This is a genomic window from Streptomyces sp. CNT372 (assembly GCF_000377145.1).
This window is the reverse complement of sequence record NZ_KB897785.1, coordinates 228,436-245,375: the sequence shown is the minus strand read 5'-3', so window position 1 is coordinate 245,375 and position 16,940 is coordinate 228,436. Positions and strand designations below refer to the sequence as shown.

At 72.8% G+C, this 16,940-nt stretch carries 13 protein-coding genes and 1 pseudogene; 7 read left to right on the top strand and 7 right to left on the bottom strand.

Annotated elements, in window-relative coordinates; translation table 11 throughout:
• Nucleotides 1-153: 153 nt before the first annotated feature.
• Nucleotides 154-1,704 carry a DHA2 family efflux MFS transporter permease subunit gene (locus C593_RS0121340; protein WP_018849350.1) on the top strand — a complete coding sequence of 517 codons (1,551 nt, stop codon included), beginning with the start codon at nt 154-156 and terminating at the stop codon, nt 1,702-1,704.
• 78 nt (nt 1,705-1,782) lie between these two features.
• Here the strand turns inward: C593_RS0121340 and C593_RS0121335 are convergent, their stop codons facing one another.
• Together C593_RS0121335 and C593_RS0121330 are read right to left on the bottom strand one after the other, a co-directional pair.
• A complete protein-coding gene (locus tag C593_RS0121335) occupies nt 1,783-2,160 on the bottom strand; it encodes a DUF4440 domain-containing protein (RefSeq protein WP_026277921.1) in 378 nt (125 codons plus the stop codon).
• Between the two features lie 50 nt (nt 2,161-2,210).
• Nucleotides 2,211-4,301 (bottom strand): ATP-binding SpoIIE family protein phosphatase, encoded by a 2,091-nt coding sequence (locus tag C593_RS0121330; RefSeq protein WP_486591162.1) that lies wholly within the window; start codon nt 4,299-4,301, stop codon nt 2,211-2,213.
• Nucleotides 4,302-4,528: 227 nt separating this feature from the next.
• On the opposite strand from C593_RS0121330, the gene C593_RS0121325 reads away from it, so the two are divergent.
• Together C593_RS0121325 and C593_RS0121320 are read left to right on the top strand one after the other, a co-directional pair.
• A complete protein-coding gene (locus C593_RS0121325; RefSeq protein WP_018849347.1) occupies nt 4,529-6,640 on the top strand; it encodes a SpoIIE family protein phosphatase in 2,112 nt (703 codons plus the stop codon).
• 47 nt (nt 6,641-6,687) lie between these two features.
• Entirely contained in the window at nt 6,688-7,026 is a 339-nt protein-coding gene (locus C593_RS0121320; protein ID WP_158686866.1) for a hypothetical protein, read from the top strand.
• A gap of 104 nt (nt 7,027-7,130) precedes the next feature.
• On the opposite strand, the gene C593_RS0121315 is transcribed toward C593_RS0121320, so the two are convergent.
• The gene (locus tag C593_RS0121315) at nt 7,131-9,197 is read right to left on the bottom strand and encodes a phosphocholine-specific phospholipase C (protein WP_018849345.1); all 2,067 of its coding nucleotides are present in this window, start codon (nt 9,195-9,197) and stop codon (nt 7,131-7,133) included.
• A gap of 228 nt (nt 9,198-9,425) precedes the next feature.
• On the opposite strand from C593_RS0121315, the gene ppk2 reads away from it, so the two are divergent.
• The 3 genes from ppk2 to C593_RS0121300 all read left to right on the top strand — a co-directional run bounded on the left by ppk2 (nt 9,426) and on the right by C593_RS0121300 (nt 11,324).
• Nucleotides 9,426-10,394 carry a polyphosphate kinase 2 gene (gene ppk2, locus C593_RS0121310; protein ID WP_018849344.1) on the top strand — a complete coding sequence of 323 codons (969 nt, stop codon included), beginning with the start codon at nt 9,426-9,428 and terminating at the stop codon, nt 10,392-10,394.
• Nucleotides 10,395-10,509: 115 nt separating this feature from the next.
• Nucleotides 10,510-10,821: a hypothetical protein gene (locus C593_RS0121305; protein ID WP_018849343.1), complete on the top strand. Its 312-nt coding sequence runs from the start codon at nt 10,510-10,512 to the stop codon at nt 10,819-10,821.
• Nucleotides 10,822-10,835: 14 nt separating this feature from the next.
• Entirely contained in the window at nt 10,836-11,324 is a 489-nt protein-coding gene (locus C593_RS0121300; RefSeq protein WP_018849342.1) for a hemerythrin domain-containing protein, read from the top strand.
• A gap of 102 nt (nt 11,325-11,426) precedes the next feature.
• Here C593_RS0121300 and C593_RS0121295 read toward each other — a convergent pair whose 3' ends face one another.
• The 4 genes and pseudogenes from C593_RS0121295 to C593_RS0121280 all read right to left on the bottom strand — a co-directional run bounded on the left by C593_RS0121295 (nt 11,427) and on the right by C593_RS0121280 (nt 15,425).
• Nucleotides 11,427-12,188, bottom strand: a complete 762-nt coding sequence (locus C593_RS0121295) for a DeoR/GlpR family DNA-binding transcription regulator (protein ID WP_018849341.1) — start codon at nt 12,186-12,188, stop codon at nt 11,427-11,429.
• A gap of 193 nt (nt 12,189-12,381) precedes the next feature.
• Nucleotides 12,382-12,621: pseudogene (gene fusA, locus C593_RS32635) on the bottom strand (elongation factor G); the annotation flags it as partial.
• A gap of 191 nt (nt 12,622-12,812) precedes the next feature.
• On the bottom strand, nt 12,813-14,639 hold the full coding sequence (locus tag C593_RS0121285) for an FG-GAP-like repeat-containing protein (protein WP_018849339.1): 1,827 nt from the start codon (nt 14,637-14,639) through the stop codon (nt 12,813-12,815).
• A gap of 66 nt (nt 14,640-14,705) precedes the next feature.
• A complete protein-coding gene (locus tag C593_RS0121280) occupies nt 14,706-15,425 on the bottom strand; it encodes a hypothetical protein (protein WP_018849338.1) in 720 nt (239 codons plus the stop codon).
• A gap of 397 nt (nt 15,426-15,822) precedes the next feature.
• On the opposite strand from C593_RS0121280, the gene C593_RS0121275 reads away from it, so the two are divergent.
• Nucleotides 15,823-16,914: a hypothetical protein gene (locus C593_RS0121275; protein ID WP_018849337.1), complete on the top strand. Its 1,092-nt coding sequence runs from the start codon at nt 15,823-15,825 to the stop codon at nt 16,912-16,914.
• Nucleotides 16,915-16,940 lie beyond the last annotated feature (26 nt).

Here is a 16,940-nt window from a genome sequence, read left to right as displayed (position 1 = left end):
GCCGCCCCGGTCCGCCGCCGCGGCGATCGTCCGCGCCACTTCGGGGAACACGCGGGCGGTGGACACCCGTCGGACCGTGGAGCTGCCAGAGTGGCGGGGGCACGGTCGCGTGCCGGCCGGCGGGCGGGTGACCTGCGGCGGAAAGGTGGAGCTGTGACGTCCCGTCCCCCCGAAGGAGCCCCGGCCGGCGCGCCGGGGTCACAGGCAGGGGACGGCGTCCCCGGCGCCCGGCGCTGGCAGGCCCTCGCGGTCTGTCTCATCGCGGGCTTCATGACCCTGCTGGACGTGTCGATCGTCAATGTGGCGCTCCCCTCGATCCGTGAGGGGCTCGACGCATCGGAGTCGGTGCTCCAGTGGGTGCTGTCCGGGTACGCGCTGGCGTTCGGCCTGATCCTGGTCCCGGCGGGCCGGCTGGGCGACGCGCGGGGGCGGCGGGCCGTGTTCATGGTGGGGCTGGCGCTGTTCACGCTGGCCTCGGCGGCCTGCGGGGCGGCACAGTCCGGGACCTGGCTGGTGGTCGCACGCGTCCTCCAGGGGTTCGCCGGGGGACTGGTGACGCCCCAGATCTCGGCGCTGATCCAGCAGTTGTTCTCCGGCCCGGAACGCGGGCGCGCCTTCGGCATGTTCGGCACGGTGGTCGGCATCTCGACGGCCGTCGGACCGCTGCTGGGCGGGCTGCTGATCCATCTCGCGGGCGCGGAGCACGGCTGGCGGTGGGTGTTCTACGTGAACCTGCCGATCGGGGCCGTGTGCCTGGTGCTGGCGGCCCGGCTGCTGCCGGACACCCCGTCGGCGCGACCGGTCACCCTGCGGCGGCTGGACCCGGTCGGCGTGGTGCTGCTCGGCGCGGGAGTGCTGGCGCTGCTGCTGCCGTTCGTGGAGGCCCAGCAGTGGCCCGGCCCGGGGCGGTGGCTGCTGCTGGTCCTCGCGGCCGTCCTGCTGGCTCTGTTCGTGCTCTGGGAGCGGCGGTGGGCGCGGCGGGGCGAGGAGCCGGTGGTGGACCTGTCGCTGTTCCGGGTGCGCAGCTACTGGCTCGGCTGCCTGCTGATCCTGTTCTACTTCGCCGGGTTCACCTCGATCTTCTTCGTCAGCACGCTGTATCTGCAGAGCGGGCTGGAGTACAGCGCGCTGCTGGCGGGGGTGGCGCTGACGCCGTTCGCCGTCGCGTCGGGGCTGTCGGCGACGGTGGGCGGCCGGCTGGTGAACCGGTTCGGCCGGTCGCTGATCGCGGTGGGGCTGGCGCTGGTGGCCGTGGGGCTCGCGGGCGCGGCGCTGGCCGTGCACCTGGTGCCGGGCCGGGGGGTGGGCTGGGCCATCGCGGGACCGCTGCTCCTCGCCGGTCTGGGCAGCGGGCTGGTGATCTCACCGAACCAGACCCTGACGCTCGCCGAGGTCCCGGTGGCGTACGCGGGGAGCGCGGGCGGCACGCTGCAGACCGCGCAGCGGGTGGGGTCGGCCATCGGGATCGCGGCGGTGGGGGCGGTGTTCTTCAGCCGGCTGGACGGCGGCGGGTGGCGGTCGGCGTACGACGTGGGGCTCATCGTGTCCGTGGTGTTCGTGGTGGCCGCCCTGGTGATCGCGCTGGCGGACATCGTGACCTGCCGGGGCGCCGGGCGGGGGACGGACGGCGACGACGACGGCGGCGGTGGACGTGCCGGTGTGGCGGCGGACGGGGGCGCCGGGGGCGGGCGCGAGCGGTCCTGACCGGCCGGGCGCCAGGCGTCGGAGGCTCCGGGGGAACGCCGGGAGGTGTCGGAGGCCGTCGCGGGCCGCCGGGCCGGGTCAGTCGGCGGACGGTGTGCCCTGGTGGAAGCAGAGCAGCCAGCCCGTCTCCGTGCGCCGCCACAGCGAGCTGCGCAGGACGCGGCGGCCCCCGTGCTCGCTCAGGTACGTCAGATGCACCAGTCCGGGGGCGAGTTGCTGCCCGGTCAGCTCCGTGACCAGGACCGGTTCCTCAGCGGTGACGTCCCCCGCTCCGGTGGCGGCGAGGACGGTGACGGCGTCCCAGGCCCGTCCGGAGGCGCCCACCTCCGTGAAGTCCGGATCGAGGAGGCCGGTGACGAGCTGCGGGGAGGCGCGTACGGCGGGGTCGAGCAGCCGCATTTCCGCCTCGGCGGCCTCGCGGACGGCCGTCTCCGCCACATCCTGATGACCCGTCATGTAAGCATCCTAGTAAGCCGATTGGGGCTTCGGGTGGCCGGGTCCCGGGGTCAGAGTGCGACCTCGGCCCAGATCGTCTTGCCGTCGGTCGAGTAGCGGGTCCCCCAGCGGGTGGCCAGCTGCGCGACGATGAAGAGGCCGCGGCCGCCCTCGTCGACGGTCCGGGCGTGGCGCAGGTGCGGGGCGACCTGGCTGCCGTCGTGGACCTCGCAGGTCAGGGCGGATGCGGACCGCAGCAGGCGCAGGGTGAGCGGGGCCGTGCCGTAGCGGACGGCGTTGGTGACCAGTTCGCTGACGACGAGTTCGGCCGAGTCGGTGGTGTCCTCGGTGAGGTCCCACTCCCCCGCCTTGCGGCGGACCAGGTCGCGGGCGGCGGCGGGTGCGTGGCCGGTGTGGTCGAGCGGCCAGGTGGCCTGGTGGCCGGCGCCGACCGCGCCGGTACGGGCGAGCAGGATCACGGCCCCGTCCAGCGCGGGCGGCGACTCGTAGACGACGGCGTCGCACAGTTCCCGCAGGGGCCGGTCGGGCGGGTCGAGGACCTCCCGCAGGGGGCGGCTGTCCGCCAGCCCGTCGTACGAGGGGTCGGCGGTGCACAGGGCGAGGAGGGAACCGGGTTCCAGTTCGACGGTGACCGTGCCGTAGGGGGCCCAGTCCTCGCCGTGGTCGGCCAGGGTGGGGCCCTCGGGCGCGGCGACGGGGATGGGCGTGCCGTCCGGAGCCATCACCAGGACGGCCAGCCCGCCCGCGCGCGCCAGGGTGCAGGCGCGGGTGAAGGGGTCGTAGACGCCGTAGAGGCAGCATGCGCTGAGCGGCGGGGCCGGGTCGTCCCCCCGGGGCTGGGCGGCGCGTTCACGGGCCATGGTGACGGCGGTGTCGGCGAGGCGGGCGAGGAGTTCGTCGGGTTCCAGGTCGATGGAGGCCAGGGCGCGGGCGGCGGTGCGCAGCTGCCCCATCGCCGCGGCCGTCTGGATGCCGTTGCCGTCGACCCGGCCGACGCTGAGCGCGGTGCGGGCGCCGGAGAGGGGGACGGTGTCGAACCAGCAGCCGCTGTTGCGACCGGGGAGGTAGGCGTGCGCGGTCTCGACGGCGACGAGGGAGCGGGACTCGGCGGCGGGCGGCAGCAGCCGGCGCTGGACGGTGGAGGCGATGCTGTGCTCGCGTTCGTAGCGGCGGGCGTTGTCGACACTGAGGGCGGTGTGGGCGGCGAGCGAGACCGCGAACGGGATGTCGTCGGGCTCGTAGGGGTCGGACTCCTTGCAGCGGTAGAAGCTGACCAGGCCGAGTGCCGTGCCGCGCAGGGTGAGGGGCACGACGAGGAGCGAGTGCGCGCCGTAGCCGTGGATGGCACGGGCGCGGTCCGGGTCGGCGGCGAGCCAGGGGGCGTCGTGGTGGATCCGCACCACCCGGGGGCGCAGGTCGGAGAGTGCCTGGGTGTACGGGGTGGGGGCGGGCAGGCTGCGCACGTCGCCGACGGGGTGCGCGGGGCCGGTGCCGCCGCGCGGGCCGAGGAAGGCGGTGCGGCGCAGCGGGGTGCCGTACCCGAGGGGGCCGAGGGGGGCCTCCGCGCCGCGCAGGACGTCGTCGACGATCTCGACGACCGCGATGTCGGCGAAGTCGGGGACGACGGCCCGGGTGAGGTCGTCGCAGGTGGTGGCGAGGTCCAGGCTCTGGCCGACGCGGCCGCGCACGGCGTCGAGGGCGCGGGCCCGGGCGGCGGCGTGTTCCCGTTCGGTGACGTCGCCGACGACGACCAGGACGCCTTCCGGGACTTCCCCGGCCTCGCCGATGGGGTGGGCGGCGAGCTCGTAGGAGTGCCGGGCGCCCCCGTCGCCGACGAGGCGGCCCCGGGCCCGGAGACGGAGCGGCCGGCGGGTGCGGAAGACCTCGTCGGCGAGGGCGTCCGCGTCGTCGGGGCTGTCCAGGCGGTAGAGCTCGCCGAGGGGGCGGCCGATGACGGGCCGGTCGGCGGGGACGGCGCTCAGGGGGCCGGTGCGGGCGATCCGGCGGGTGCGGTCGAGGAGGTAGGCGGCCACGTCCGACTGGGCGAAGAGGGCCTCGACGAGGGCGGTGCCCAGGCGGTCGTCCGCTCCCTGGTGCAGCGGGGGCACGTCCTCGGGGAGCGCCGGGGGCTCGTCCTGCACCGTTCCACCGTCCTTCCCGGCGCCGCCCGACGCGGCGACCGCCGTGATCCGGTCCCCCAAGCCTCGGCCGTCCGGGCGACGGGCGCCAGCCGGGCGCGGACGGGCAGCCCCGATGAGTTGTCGCTATGTTGATCCAGCGGCACGGGGACGCCCGTGCGGTGTGCCCGCGGCCGGGTGTGCGGCCACCCCGTACGCCCGGTCAGCCCAGGTGGGAGAGGTGCGCGGCCATGGCCGATCCGACGGAGCTCATGGCGTTGCTGGGGCGCCTGCTGCGCTGCGACGGACCGGGGGCCCTGCTGAGCGAGCTGGCCGGACCGGCGCCGCTTCCCCCGGGGCCGAAGAGGCTGTATGTGCGGCGCGGCGCGGGGGTGGAGGTCTTCGCGGCGGACGGCCGCAACGGGGCCCGGCACACGGGGATGCGGGCCGGCGGGGAGCTGGTCGGCGCGGATGTGCTGCGGGTGCTGACCACGGGACGGTTCGGGATCGCGGCCTCGGACGGCGGCACCTCGGTCCTGCTGCCGCTGAGGGCGGGCGGTGAGGTGACCGGGGTGCTGGCCGCGCCGCTGGGCCCCGGGGACCCGAGTCCCGGCGGGGCGGGGCGGTTCGCCGAGGGGCTGGTGGCGGTGGCCGACTGCTGCGCCCTGGTCCTGCGGGCGCACCGCGCGGCCGGTCCGCTGGCGGAGGCGGTCGACGCGGCGCAGGCGGGGGTGTTCGCCTGGGACTTCTCGGCGGACGACGTCTACTGGGACGACCGGACGTGCGCGGTCTACGGGGTGGACCCGGCCCGGTTCGACGGGCGCGGGGACACCTTCTTCGAGCTGCTGCACCCGGAGGACGTGCCGGTGCTCCAGGCCGCGATCGCCGAGGTGACGGAGGCGGCGGTGGCCGGCCGGCTGCCCGGCTCGGACGCCGATCCGGGCCGGTACCGCCTGGAGTACCGGGTGGTCCACCCGGACGGCAGTGTGCACCGGCTGACCGAGTGCGGCCGGATCGTGCTGGACGACGTCGGGAGGCCGGCCCGGGCGCTGGGGCTGGTGTGGGAGAGCGGCGGGCAGGGGGCGGCCCCGGGCCCCCGTCCGGCGGCGGCCTCGGGGGACGGCTCACGGGACGGTTCGCGGGACGCCTTCCTGTACACGCTGACCCGCGCGCTCTCCCAGGCGGTGTCGGTCTCCGACGTGACCCGGGTGATGACGGACCTGGCGCGTCCCGCGCTGGGCGCGGAGAACCTGCTGCTGGGCGTGGTCGAGGGCGGGCATCTGGAGATCGTGGGCGAGAGCTGCGTCTCGCCGGCGCTGGAGTTCCTGCGGGCCCCGGCGTACGAGGTGATGGCGTTCGCCGCCGAGCGGGAGACGCCGCTGTTCGTGGAGGACCTGACGGGGCCCTGGCGGGACGGGGTTCCCCGGCCGGAGGCGGACGGTCCGCTGCCCGCCCGCTCCTGGGTGGTGCTGTCGCTGGGGTCGCTGGACCGTACGCGCGGGGCCTGTCTGATCTCCTTCGCCCGGCCGCGGCGCTTCGACGAGGAGGAGCGCACCTTCTACACGGCCGTGGCGGTGATCCTCACCCAGAGCCTGGAGCGGGCGCGGCTGTTCGACACCCAGCACCAGCGGGCGACCGATCTCCAGAAGGCGATGCTGCCCAGCCATCTGCCCGCGCTGGACGAGCTGAGCGCGCACTCCTGCTATCTGCCGGGGACGCAGGGCATGCACATCGGCGGGGACTGGTACGACGTCCTGCTTCTCGGCGACGGCACGGCCGCGCTGGTGATCGGCGATGTGCAGGGACACGACGCGCACGCCTCGGCTGTGATGGGGCAGCTGCGGGTGGCGCTGCGTGCGTGCGCGGAGCCGGGGCTGTCCCCGGGGGCGGTGCTGGGCCAGGTCAACCGGGTCTTCTGCGACCTGGACACCGACCGGTTCGCGACCTGCGCGTATCTGGTCCTCTCCCCCGCCGACGGTGCGCTGACGGGTGCTCGGGCGGGGCATCCGCACCCGGTGCGGGTGGGGCCGGACTCGACCGGGGAGCTGCTGCTGGCGGGCGGTCCGCCGCTCGGGGTGGACCCGGCGGCCCGCTACCCCACGACACCGGCGGTCCTCGGGCCGCGCGACACGCTGGTGCTGTTCACGGACGGGCTGGTGGAGCGGCGGGACGCCGACATTGATGTGTGCGTGCGCGCCATGACGGACGATGTGCGGGTGTGGCTCGGCGCGGGCGGGGAGAGGCGGGCCGGGGACCTGGCGGCGCTGGTGGACTTCCTGACGGGCCGGGACGCACCGGGCCGGATCGACGATCTGGCGCTCCTCGCCGTCCGTCGGCGGGGCAGGGCTGCGGGGCGGGGCTGAGCCCGGGAGGCGGGGCGGGACCCCCGGGCCGGGCGCACACTGGACGCATGGGTGATTACCGGGGAGAGGTGACCGTGGTCGCCGGTGGCCGGGAGTACCGGGCGACGGCCGAACTCCACTCCTGGGCCGACCAGCCGCCCGGGCCGGGCACGGAGAGCCCCGCCGAGGCGGCGGCCCGTGCGGTGGTGGAGACGGCGGAGGGCCTGACGGACTGGAACGGCACGGTCGACGTGGCGGACGGCGAGGAGGCCGCCCGGGCGGTGATGGAGGCGCAGCGCGGGGTGCTGCGCCTGGCGGAGGGACGGGAGGCGGCGTTCGACGTGAGCCGCCGCTACTTCGGGACCGGGGTACTCCTGATCACGGGCTCGGGCGCGCCACCGTTCTGAGGACGCCGCGGGAACGTCGTCCGGCAGCGTCGGGGAACGGCGGCGCGCCGGGCGGACGCGTCAGCGGGCCGGGGCCGTGGGGGTGCGCGGCGGGGTGCGTGCGGTCAGCGGGCGGGGTCCGTGCGGATCGCCGGGTCGGAGAGCGAGGGCCGCCCGGTCTCGACATGGCCCGCGAGGCGGCGGACGAAGTCGGCCGAGGTGTCGGAGGTGACCGTCAGGTCGTACCAGTGGTCCGAGCCGGCGAGCGGGACGGAGCGGCGCACGGTGGCGCCGGGCGCCACGGTGTGGTGGCGGGCCGGGCCGCCGTAGGCGTCGGTCACCGTCAGGCGGGCGGTGGCCGTGCCGGAGTTGGTGAAGGCGAGGTCCAGCGCTCCGGCGGCAGCGTCGTGCCGGGCGGTGACCTCGGGTCCGGCGGTGGTGCCCGGGTTGCGGAAGCGGCGCAGGAAGCCGTTCGGGCCGTGCACGGTGAGGTCGGTGGTGCCGCGCGAGTAGCGGGTGTTCCAGGTGTCGGCGATCGAGCGTCCGGCCTCGGTGGTGTACGTCCAGGGGGCGTCGGTGCGGTTGGCGGAGGTGACGTAGAAGTGGGCGCCCGCGCCGGGGCCGCCGCCGAAGGTCAGCCGGTAGGTTCCGGCCGCCGGGTCGGCGAGGCCGTCCGTATAGGGGGCGTAGGCGAGGGGCCGGGTGGGGCGGCGGCCGGGTTCCTGGCGGGGCATCGCGGGGGTGGCGGGCGGGGTGGGCCGGAAGTCGGGGTGGCGGTCGTGGTCCGGCGGGAGGTAGCCGTCGGTCGGGGGCAGGCCGCCGGGCGGGCGCTGGGACCGGGTGAAGTCGAAGGCCGAGGTCAGATCACCGCAGACGGCGCGCCGCCAGGGCGAGATCTGGGGTTCGCGGACGCCGAAGCGCCGTTCCAGGAAGCGGATGACGGAGGTGTGGTCGAAGGTCTCGGAGCAGGAGTAGCCGCCCGTGCTCCAGGGCGAGACGACCAGCATGGGGACGCGGGGGCCGAGTCCGTAGGGGCCGGCGGTGAAGCGGGCGGAGCCGGGGAACCGGTCGAGGGCGGTGGGGGTGGTGGACAGCCCCTCGGCGGCGCCGGCGGGGGCGTAGGGCGGCACGACGTGGTCGAAGAAGCCGTCGTTCTCGTCGTAGGTGATGAAGAGCGCGGTGCGGGACCAGACGTCAGGGTTCGAGGTCAGGGCGTCGAGGACCTGGGCGATGTACCAGGCGCCGTAGTTGGAGGGCCAGTTGGAGTGCTCGGTGTACGCCTCGGGGGCGGCGATCCAGGAGACCTGCGGCAGCCGGCCCGCCTGCACGTCGGCGCGCAGCCGGTCCGTGTAGCCCTCGCCCCTGCGGGCGTCGGTGCCGGTGCGGGCCTTCTCGTACAGCGGGTCGCCGGGGCGGGCGCGGCGGTAGGTGTTGAAGTAGAGCAGGGAGTTGTCCCCGTAGTTGCCTCGGTGGGCGTCGTTGATCCAGCCCCAGTGGCCGGCGGCGTCGAGGCCGTCGCCGATGTCCTGGTACACCTTCCACGAGATCCCGGCCGCCTCCAGGCGCTCGGGGTAGGTGGTCCAGCCGTAGCCCGCCTCGGCGTTGTCGAGGACGGGGCCGCCGCCGGTGCCGTCGTTGCCTGTGTGGCCGGACCACAGGTAGTAGCGGTTGGGGTCGGTGGAGCCGATGAACGAGCAGTGGTAGGCGTCGCACACCGTGAAGGCGTCGGCGAGGGCGTAGTGGAAGGGGATGTCGTCCCGGGTCAGATACGCCATGGTGGTGGCCGTCTTGGCCGGTATCCATTGGTCGTAGCGGCCCTTGTTGAACGCCTTCTGTCCGCCGGCCCAGTCGTGGTTGAGGCCCTGGAGGAACTCCATGCCCAGGTCGTCGCTCGGGGGCCGGAAGGGCAGGGTCACCTTCTGCCCGTCGGACTGGTGCCACACGTCGCGTCCGCCGGGCAGGGTGACGGGACGGGGGTCGCCGAAGCCGCGGACGCCCTTCAGAGCCCCGAAGTAGTGGTCGAACGAACGGTTCTCCTGCATCAGGACGACGATGTGCTCCACGTCCTCGATCGTGCCGGTGCCGCCCTGGGCCGGGATGGCGGCGGCCCGGGCGATGCTGCCGGACAGGGCCGGGAAGGCGGCGGCGCCCGTGGCGAGTTGCAGGAAGCGGCGGCGGTCGGGATGGGTCATGAAGGGGGGTCCTCCGCGGTGGGGGTCGGCGAGGGGCGCCCCCAAGGAGAGCGCGGCCGGGGGCACCTGCGGGCGAACACGTCGGAACTGCCCGCCGCACGGCGTGTGAACGCGTGGTTTCCGGCCGGCCCGCAGGCGGGGCGGGGCCCGAGGGGCCTCGCGTCCGAGGGGGTGACCCGGCTGCCCCGTCCGGGCGTGGAAGGGCCGCCCGCGGATAGGAGTACCAGGGTGACGGACCGAGAGAACGAGCTCCTCGACGGGCTCACCGTGGACAGCCGCCGGCCTTGGCACCCCGTGCTCCTCGACGAGGAGGGGAACGCGATCCGCTCCTGGCGCGAGAACTACCCGTACGAGCGCAAGATGCGGCGCGAGGAGTACGAGCACACCAAGCGGCTGCTCCAGATCGAGCTGCTGAAGCTCCAGAAGTGGGTGAAGGAGACGGGCCAGCGGCTGGCCGTGGTGTGCGAGGGGCGTGACGCGGCGGGCAAGGGAGGAACGATCCAGCGCTTCACCGAGCGGCTCAACCCGCGTGGCGCGCGGGTGGTCGCCCTGGAGAAGCCGACGGACCGGGAGGCCGGCCAGTGGTACTTCCAGCGGTACGTCGGGCATCTGCCCTCGGCCGGTGAGATCGTCTTCTTCGACCGGTCCTGGTACAACCGCGCGGGCGTCGAGCGGGTGATGGGCTTCTGCACCGAGGAGGAGTACCGGACCTTTCTGCGGCAGGCCCCGCTGTTCGAGCAGCTGCTGACGGACGACGGGATCGTGCTGGTGAAGTACTGGTTCTCGGTGTCCCGCGCCGAGCAGCGGACGCGTTTCGCGATCCGGCAGGTGGACCCGGTCCGGCAGTGGAAGCTCTCCCCCACCGACCTCGCCTCGCTGGACCTGTGGGACGACTACACGGCCGCGAAGGTCGACATGTTCCGGGCCACCGACACCTCGTACGCGCCGTGGACCGTGGTGAAGAACAACGACAAGAAGCGCGGCCGGCTGGAGGCGATGCGCAGTCTGCTGTGGCGGCTGGACTACGCGAGCAAGGACGAGAAGGTGGTGGGCGAGCCGGATCCGCTGATCGTGGGCCCCGCCGACACCCTGCTGGAACCGGGCGAGGAGAGCACGCACCTCTCCCCCACCCCCCTGGCGGACCGGGAGCACGGCGGACCGGGCGAGCACCCGGAACCCCCGGAGCGAGCGGTGTGACCGGGGCGGCCGGTGTGAACCCGCCCGGGCGGCCGGGTGACGGCGCGCATGGCACACGGACCACGGGGCAGACGCGGGACAGCCCGCGAACGGGCCCCTGAAAGGCAGGACTCTCATGACGACCTTTGTCATCACCCTTCCGGGAACCTTTCTGCGCACGCCCGGGGAGGAGGAGACGGCGGCGGTCCGCAGGGAGCTGCGGCCCGCCGACCCGCGGCAGACCTCGCTCGGCCGCGAGGAGGACCTCCGCATTCTTACGGTGAACGACAACGGCACCTTCACCGTCCGCCTGGAGGTCGAGGCCCAGGACATGGGCACCGCCGAACTGGAAGCGCGGCAGACGACGGAGAACGCGCTGCGGGCGGCCGGCTTCACGGACGACGAGGCGCCCCTCGGACCGGCCGCGGTCACCGGCATCGACGCCTAGGAGGACGCACACCGATGGCAGCGAACGACGTGGTCCGGGTCATTCTCGACGACCACCGCACCATGGAGGACCTGCTGCGCCGTATGCGCAGCGTGGACGAGGACCGTACCGGTGCCCTGAGCGAGTTCTCGGGCCTGCTGGTCGCGCACGCGGAGGCCGAGGAGGCGGAGGTCTACCCGGCGCTCAAGCGGTACAAGAACGTGGACGAGGAGGAGGTGGAGCACGGCTCCGAGGAGCACGACGAGGGGAACGCGGCGCTGCTGGCGCTGCTGGAGACCGACCCCGGCGACGCGGCGGCCTGGGACGAGGCGCTGGAGCGGCTGTCCGAGGCGGTCACGCACCACCTCGACGAGGAGGAGCGCACCCTCCTCAACGACGCGCGGGAGAACGTCTCCGACGAGCGGCGGGCCGCACTCGGGCGCGCGTTCCGGGACCGGCGGGCCGAACTGCTGGCCGCGGACTGCGGAAGCGTGGAGAACGTGCGGCGGCTCGTGAAGGGCTGACGCGCTCCCCCTGGTGCGTGACGCGGGGTGCCCCGGCCGGGTGGGGCCGGGGCACTCGTGCGTGCGGCGCTCCCGGGGCCGGGGCGGGGGTGACGGTGAGGATCATGCGCGGACCACTTCCGGGCCCTGGCGTCCGACGGCCCGCGCATCCTCTTCGGACAGACCCTTGCCGGTGATCAGCAGGTCGACGTCGGAGAGGTCGCCGAAGCGGGCGAAATGCTGCTGTCCGAACGCGGCGGAGCCGGCCAGCAGAACCACCCGGCGGGCGGCCCGGACGGCGGCGCTCTTGACCGCGGCCTCGGCGAGGTCCGGGGTGGTCAGCCCGCCGTCGAGGGAGAAGCCGCTGGTGGCGAGGAAGACGACGTCGGCCTTGATCTCGCCATAGGCGCGCAGCGCCCAGGCGTCGACGGCGGCCCGGGTGCGGTGCCGGACCCGGCCGCCGACGAGGTGCAGCGCGATGCCGGGGTGGTCGGCGAGGCGGGCGGCGATCGGCAGGGCGTGGGTGACGACGGTGAGCGCCGAATCGACGGGGAACGCGGCGGCGAGCCGGGCGGCGGCGGTGCCCGCGTCGAGGATCACGCTGCCGTCGGCGGGCAGCTCGGCGAGGGCGGCCCGGGCGATGTCGTCCTTCTCGTCGGAGGCGCCGGCGTCGCGCTCGGCGGGGCCGGGCTCGAAGTCGAGGTGGCCCGCGGGGATGGCGCCGCCGTGGACCCGGCGTACGAGGCCCGCGCGGTCGAGGGCCTTCAGGTCCCGACGGACGGTCTCGGCGGTGACCTGGAACTCCTCGGCGAGGGACAGCACGTCCACCCGGCCGCCCTCCCGGGCCAGGCGCAGGATCTCCTGCTGGCGCTCCGCCGCGAACATGTGGTTCTACATCCGTTCCATGACCGGCCTTGTTGGTTTCTCGGATGCTACGCCCGGCTCACCGGGAAGCAACAGTTCCGGGCATGACAGACCGGCATCACGACGACACGAGTACCCGGCCGGGCCGCCCGCGCACAGCCGGCCCGGCCCCGAGGGGCTCCCCGTCATCCACCAGCACTGCCGGCAGCGCCCGTCATCCGCCGAGGAGTTCCTCGGCCACCCCGCGCGGCGCGGGCGCGTACCCGTCGGGACGCGAGGTGAACGTCCCCCGGCCCCGCGTGCGGCCGCGCAGCCGCGACGCATAGCCGAACAACTCGGCCAGCGGGACCGTCGCGGTGACGACGGCCGAGCCGGAGCGCATCGACTGGCCGGTGACCCGGCCGCGCCGTGCCGCCAGGTCGCCGAGTACCCCGCCGAGGGCCGGGTCCGCCACTGGATTGCCACAACAGGCCCTCACAAGGTAGCCGTCGATCTCCGTGACGGCGCAGCAGGCGGTTGTGCTGCGGTTGCTCGATGTGCGGCCTGGCAGGCGACGGTGTGCCAGGCCGCACGCTGGGTCGGGGCGACGGGCTCCGGCAGGCCGATGACGCGTCACGTGGTCCAGCTGAAGAGCCAGTCCGACGGCTATCGGGTCCGGAAGCGGCGGAAGAGGTTTCGGGCCACGTACACGCCTGGGCCGCCGAAGCCGACGATGTCGGGCTTGCCGTCGCCGGTGACGTCGGTGAGCAAGCGGGGGTGGCGGTCGACGCGCCAGCCGCCGGCGTCCTCGTTGTACCCGAAGCCGCGGCACACCAGTTGGGCCTGCTCGAAGTGGCCGTCGCCGCGGTTGTGCGACACCCAGACTCCCTGGTCGCCGAAGCCGACGATGTCGGGGTTGCCGTCGCCGGTGACGTCGGCGAGGAGCCGGAGGTGCTTCTTGCCCGTCCATCCCTGGGCGTGCCCGAAATCGTTCAGGACGAGTTTGGCGGGATTGAACGTGCCGTCGCCGCGCCCGCGTGCGACGACGACGCCCTGTGGGCCGAACCCGACGATGTCCGCTGCTTCGCCATCGACGGCGCTGAGAAGGAACCGGGGGTGCTCCTGGACCGTACTCCACCCCTGGTCGACGCCGAAGTCGTCAAGGAGGTACAGGGGGTCGGCGAATGTGCCGTCCTCGTCCTGGAGTGAGATCCAGACGCCGTCGTCGTGGAAGCCGACGACGTCGAGCCTGCCGTTACCAGTGGTGTCGGCGAGGAAGCGGGGGTGCTTACCGGCAAGCCAGCCACCGGCCTTCTCGCTGTGGCCGAATGCCTTGAGGACCGGTTCGTCGCCCATCGGGGCGAATGTGCCGTCCTCGTCCTGGAGTGAGATCCAGACGCCGTCGTCGTGGAAGCCGACGACGTCGCGGCGTCCGTCGCCGGTGGTGTCGGCGAGGAAGCGGGGGTGCTTGTCGGCAAACCACCCGCCGGCCTGTTGCCCGTGTCCAAAGGCTTTGAGGACCAGCTTGCCGCCCGCGGGTGTGAACGCCCCGGCTTTGTCCAGCGTGGACACCCGGACGCCGTCGGCGGCAAGCACGACGACGTCGGGCTTACCGTCGCCCGTCAGGTCGATGAGCGTCCACAGGTCCGCGGGACTTGAGGAGGGCGCTACCTGGTGCAGGACACGCTCGTCGTCGAACGTGCCGTCGCCGTTGCTGGAGGACGTCACCGCGCCCTTCGCGGGTTTGAGCCCGACGATGTCCGCCTGCCCTGCTCCAGTGGTGTCGGCGAGGAACCGGTCACCGAGCCCGGCCCACCCGCCCGGTTGCCCGCTGGGAGAGCGGTTGGCTCCGTCGCTCTTCCACCCGCCGGCGTCCTGGTTGCTTCCGAATGCCTTGAGGACCAGCAGCATGTCGCTGAAGGAGGGCGTCGCGTCGGGTGCCGGCCGCAGCGCGGTCGGGCGGGCCAGCCGCCAGGACCGGCGGCCGTTCCAGTGGCTCATTGGTGCCCAGGGCAGCACGGGGTCGCTGGTGCGCTCGGGCTCGGCCGGGACGAACCGCCACCGCTGGGTTTCCGCGCATTCGTCGTGCTCGCGCAGAACGACCCGGATGTCGTCAGCGCCGGGATCGGCGAGGTCGAGAACGGCACCATCGGTCGCCGCCTCGATGAAGTAGAGGCCCGCTTCGCCGTCGACGGGGACGACGCGCCACTGCTGGCCCTTCTTGCCGGCGGCGTCCCACTGACGGACACCGCGGTCCGCGGCGGCGGGGTTGTCGAGCACCTTGACGCCGGCCGCGTTGCGGATCACATATGCCTGCTCGTCCTGCGCGGCCGGCACGGGGGTGAGCTGCCACTGCTCCGGGCTGGGGCCGCCGTCGGGGAAGTCGCGGACGACAAGCGCCCCGTCCGCGCCCGGCGCGGCTTTGAGACCGAGGGTCTTCCCCGTGGCGGCGTTCACGATCACCAGTTTCAGTTCTTCCGTGGGCATGGGCATCGTGGTGCCTCTTCCAGGCGGTACGGGCTGGGCTCGGGACAGGTGTGAGGGGGTGGCGGCCGCGGGTCACGTGAAAACGTGGTGGTAGGGGACGCTCCACTCGTTGGGCAGCCGCGGGTAGAACGTATTGATGACCGTGCCGGTGAAGTCCCCGCCCCAGTTGTAGGTCACGCGCGCCTCGCTGTCGGCCGCCACCGCGTGGTCCTTGAACCCCAGGATGGCGTCAGGGTGGGTGATCGGCACGAAGGTGAGCCCGCCCCACGGCGTCACCGTGACGACCCACAGCTGGGTGTCCTCGGGCGCGCCGTTCTTCCCGCGCCATAGGTCTCCGACCTTGTCGGGCAGGCCCACCTGGACGGTGGCGGCCGTGCCCTCGGGGGCTTTCTGATGCACGGTGATGCGCCGACGCTGCGGCTTGGGTGTCCCGTCGTCACCGCGCCCGGCGTCGGCCTGGCCCGAACCGGCAGGCTTGGGCGGTACCTGGCCCGCGGCGCTCTCGACGAAGTACAGCGGCCGCTGCCCGAAGAAGCCGGCGGGAGTGATGTACCAGAGGTGGCCCTGCGCTTCCTTGGTGGCCGAGTCGAGCGCGGTGGACAGCTTGACTCCCTTGTCGTGGACGCTGTCCTTCAGCTCGGCGGGCCGCAGGAAGCCGCCGTTGAAGGCGTGGACGAGCATGACAGGCCGGTTCTCGATCAGCGCGGCCACGATCGCGTTGTCGTAGCTGTTCACCGCCACCGGGCCGCCGACCACCAGGTTCGACATCGTCGTGCGTTCTTGGGTGTACATCGCGGAACCTCACCTGTTCTTGAAGTGGGGAATGAAATCCAGCCACAGCGCAGCGCTTCGCCGCGCTGCATTACTGCAGGATTTGACCGCCCTGCAAGCGGAAATGACTCGGGCTGCAATGGACAACCAAACAAAACCCCCACCACCGCACGAATCACAAGTGCAACATGCACGTGGAGCGCTTTCCGAAGGCGTCGATCGAGCGACCGGCAGTGCTTCACTTTACCGTTATTCCCGGCGACTTGGGGATGACCGGTGGGCACGTTCACCCGTTTGAGTGTGATAAGCGACGGCTTCTTCCCGGGAAACCAGTCGGCTGATAGCTTCGAATTTCGGAAAGCGCGCAGATGCCTTCCATTCCATCGGGCGCGTTTCGGAAAACAGTCGAGGACGGGGAATGCCTTCCACTGCTTATAACCTGGAACGGTTCAAGCGCCATCCGCTGACGAAAAAGAACCTGCGGGAACTCGGCATCGACCTGCCGTCCCTCCTGAACCATCCCAACCTGGTCTACACCAGCAACAACGGCGTGCAGCACAGACCGGTCGGCATCTCCATCAACAAGTCGAGCTCCGGCACCATTGGCGATTCCGCGTTCGATCTTGGCTGGCTCGCCTACATGAATCTCGGGGAGCCGCTGATCGAGGAGCGGGGCGACATCACTCCGCCCCCGCCCGACACGTTCTCCTCACGCGCCTATGTCAACCGCAGCGAGATGTACGAGATGACCTTCACCGACTCGGTCGACTTCACCGTGTCGAACGGGGTGACGTGGTCGCTCCACGGGGATGCGAAGCTCACCTTCGGCGGCAATATCGGCGCACAACTGCAGTTGCAGTTACAGAACCAGCTCAAGATGGACCTCCAGGCTCAGCTCGGGACGCAGCTGCGGAACGACATGGCGAACAAAAACGCCAACACGATCACCAACAAGAACAGCAAGGACAACGTCGGGGTCGACAACGCCAACGGCACCGAAACAGCCACGACGAACTCGGCGGGCAACTCCGCGTCCAACTCCGTGACGAACTCGGTGGCGTTCACGACCCAGGGCAGCGCCACCGGCAGCGCCTCACTCAACGCACAGCTGGCGCTGGGCCTCGCGGCCACCGTCGGCGGCTCCCTGACGACGAGCTGGACTTCGAAATCGCAGATCTCCGGCAAGGTCCCGAAGGAATCCCGGGTGGAAACCATTGCCACGCAGCGGCGTGCCCACAAGCATTACGAGTACGAGATCCCGGTGACCTTCGCCGGGTTCCTCGCGGTGAAGTACGCCGTGCCGGTTCCGGTCCTGTCTCCCCCGCAGCTCGGGTCCTTCCCGGGCCTCGCTCAGGTGGTCGCCCGCGACATCGCCGACGTCAACCTGGCCGGCGGCGGATACCGCATCAAGGGGCGGATGGAGGTCGTCTCCTGCCTGGACGTCCACCACACGATGTTCGAAGCCGAGCCTCTGACCTTCAGCCAACGAGCTCTGCACAAGGGGCCTTGACCGGGCAGCAGCACCGCCACGACGAC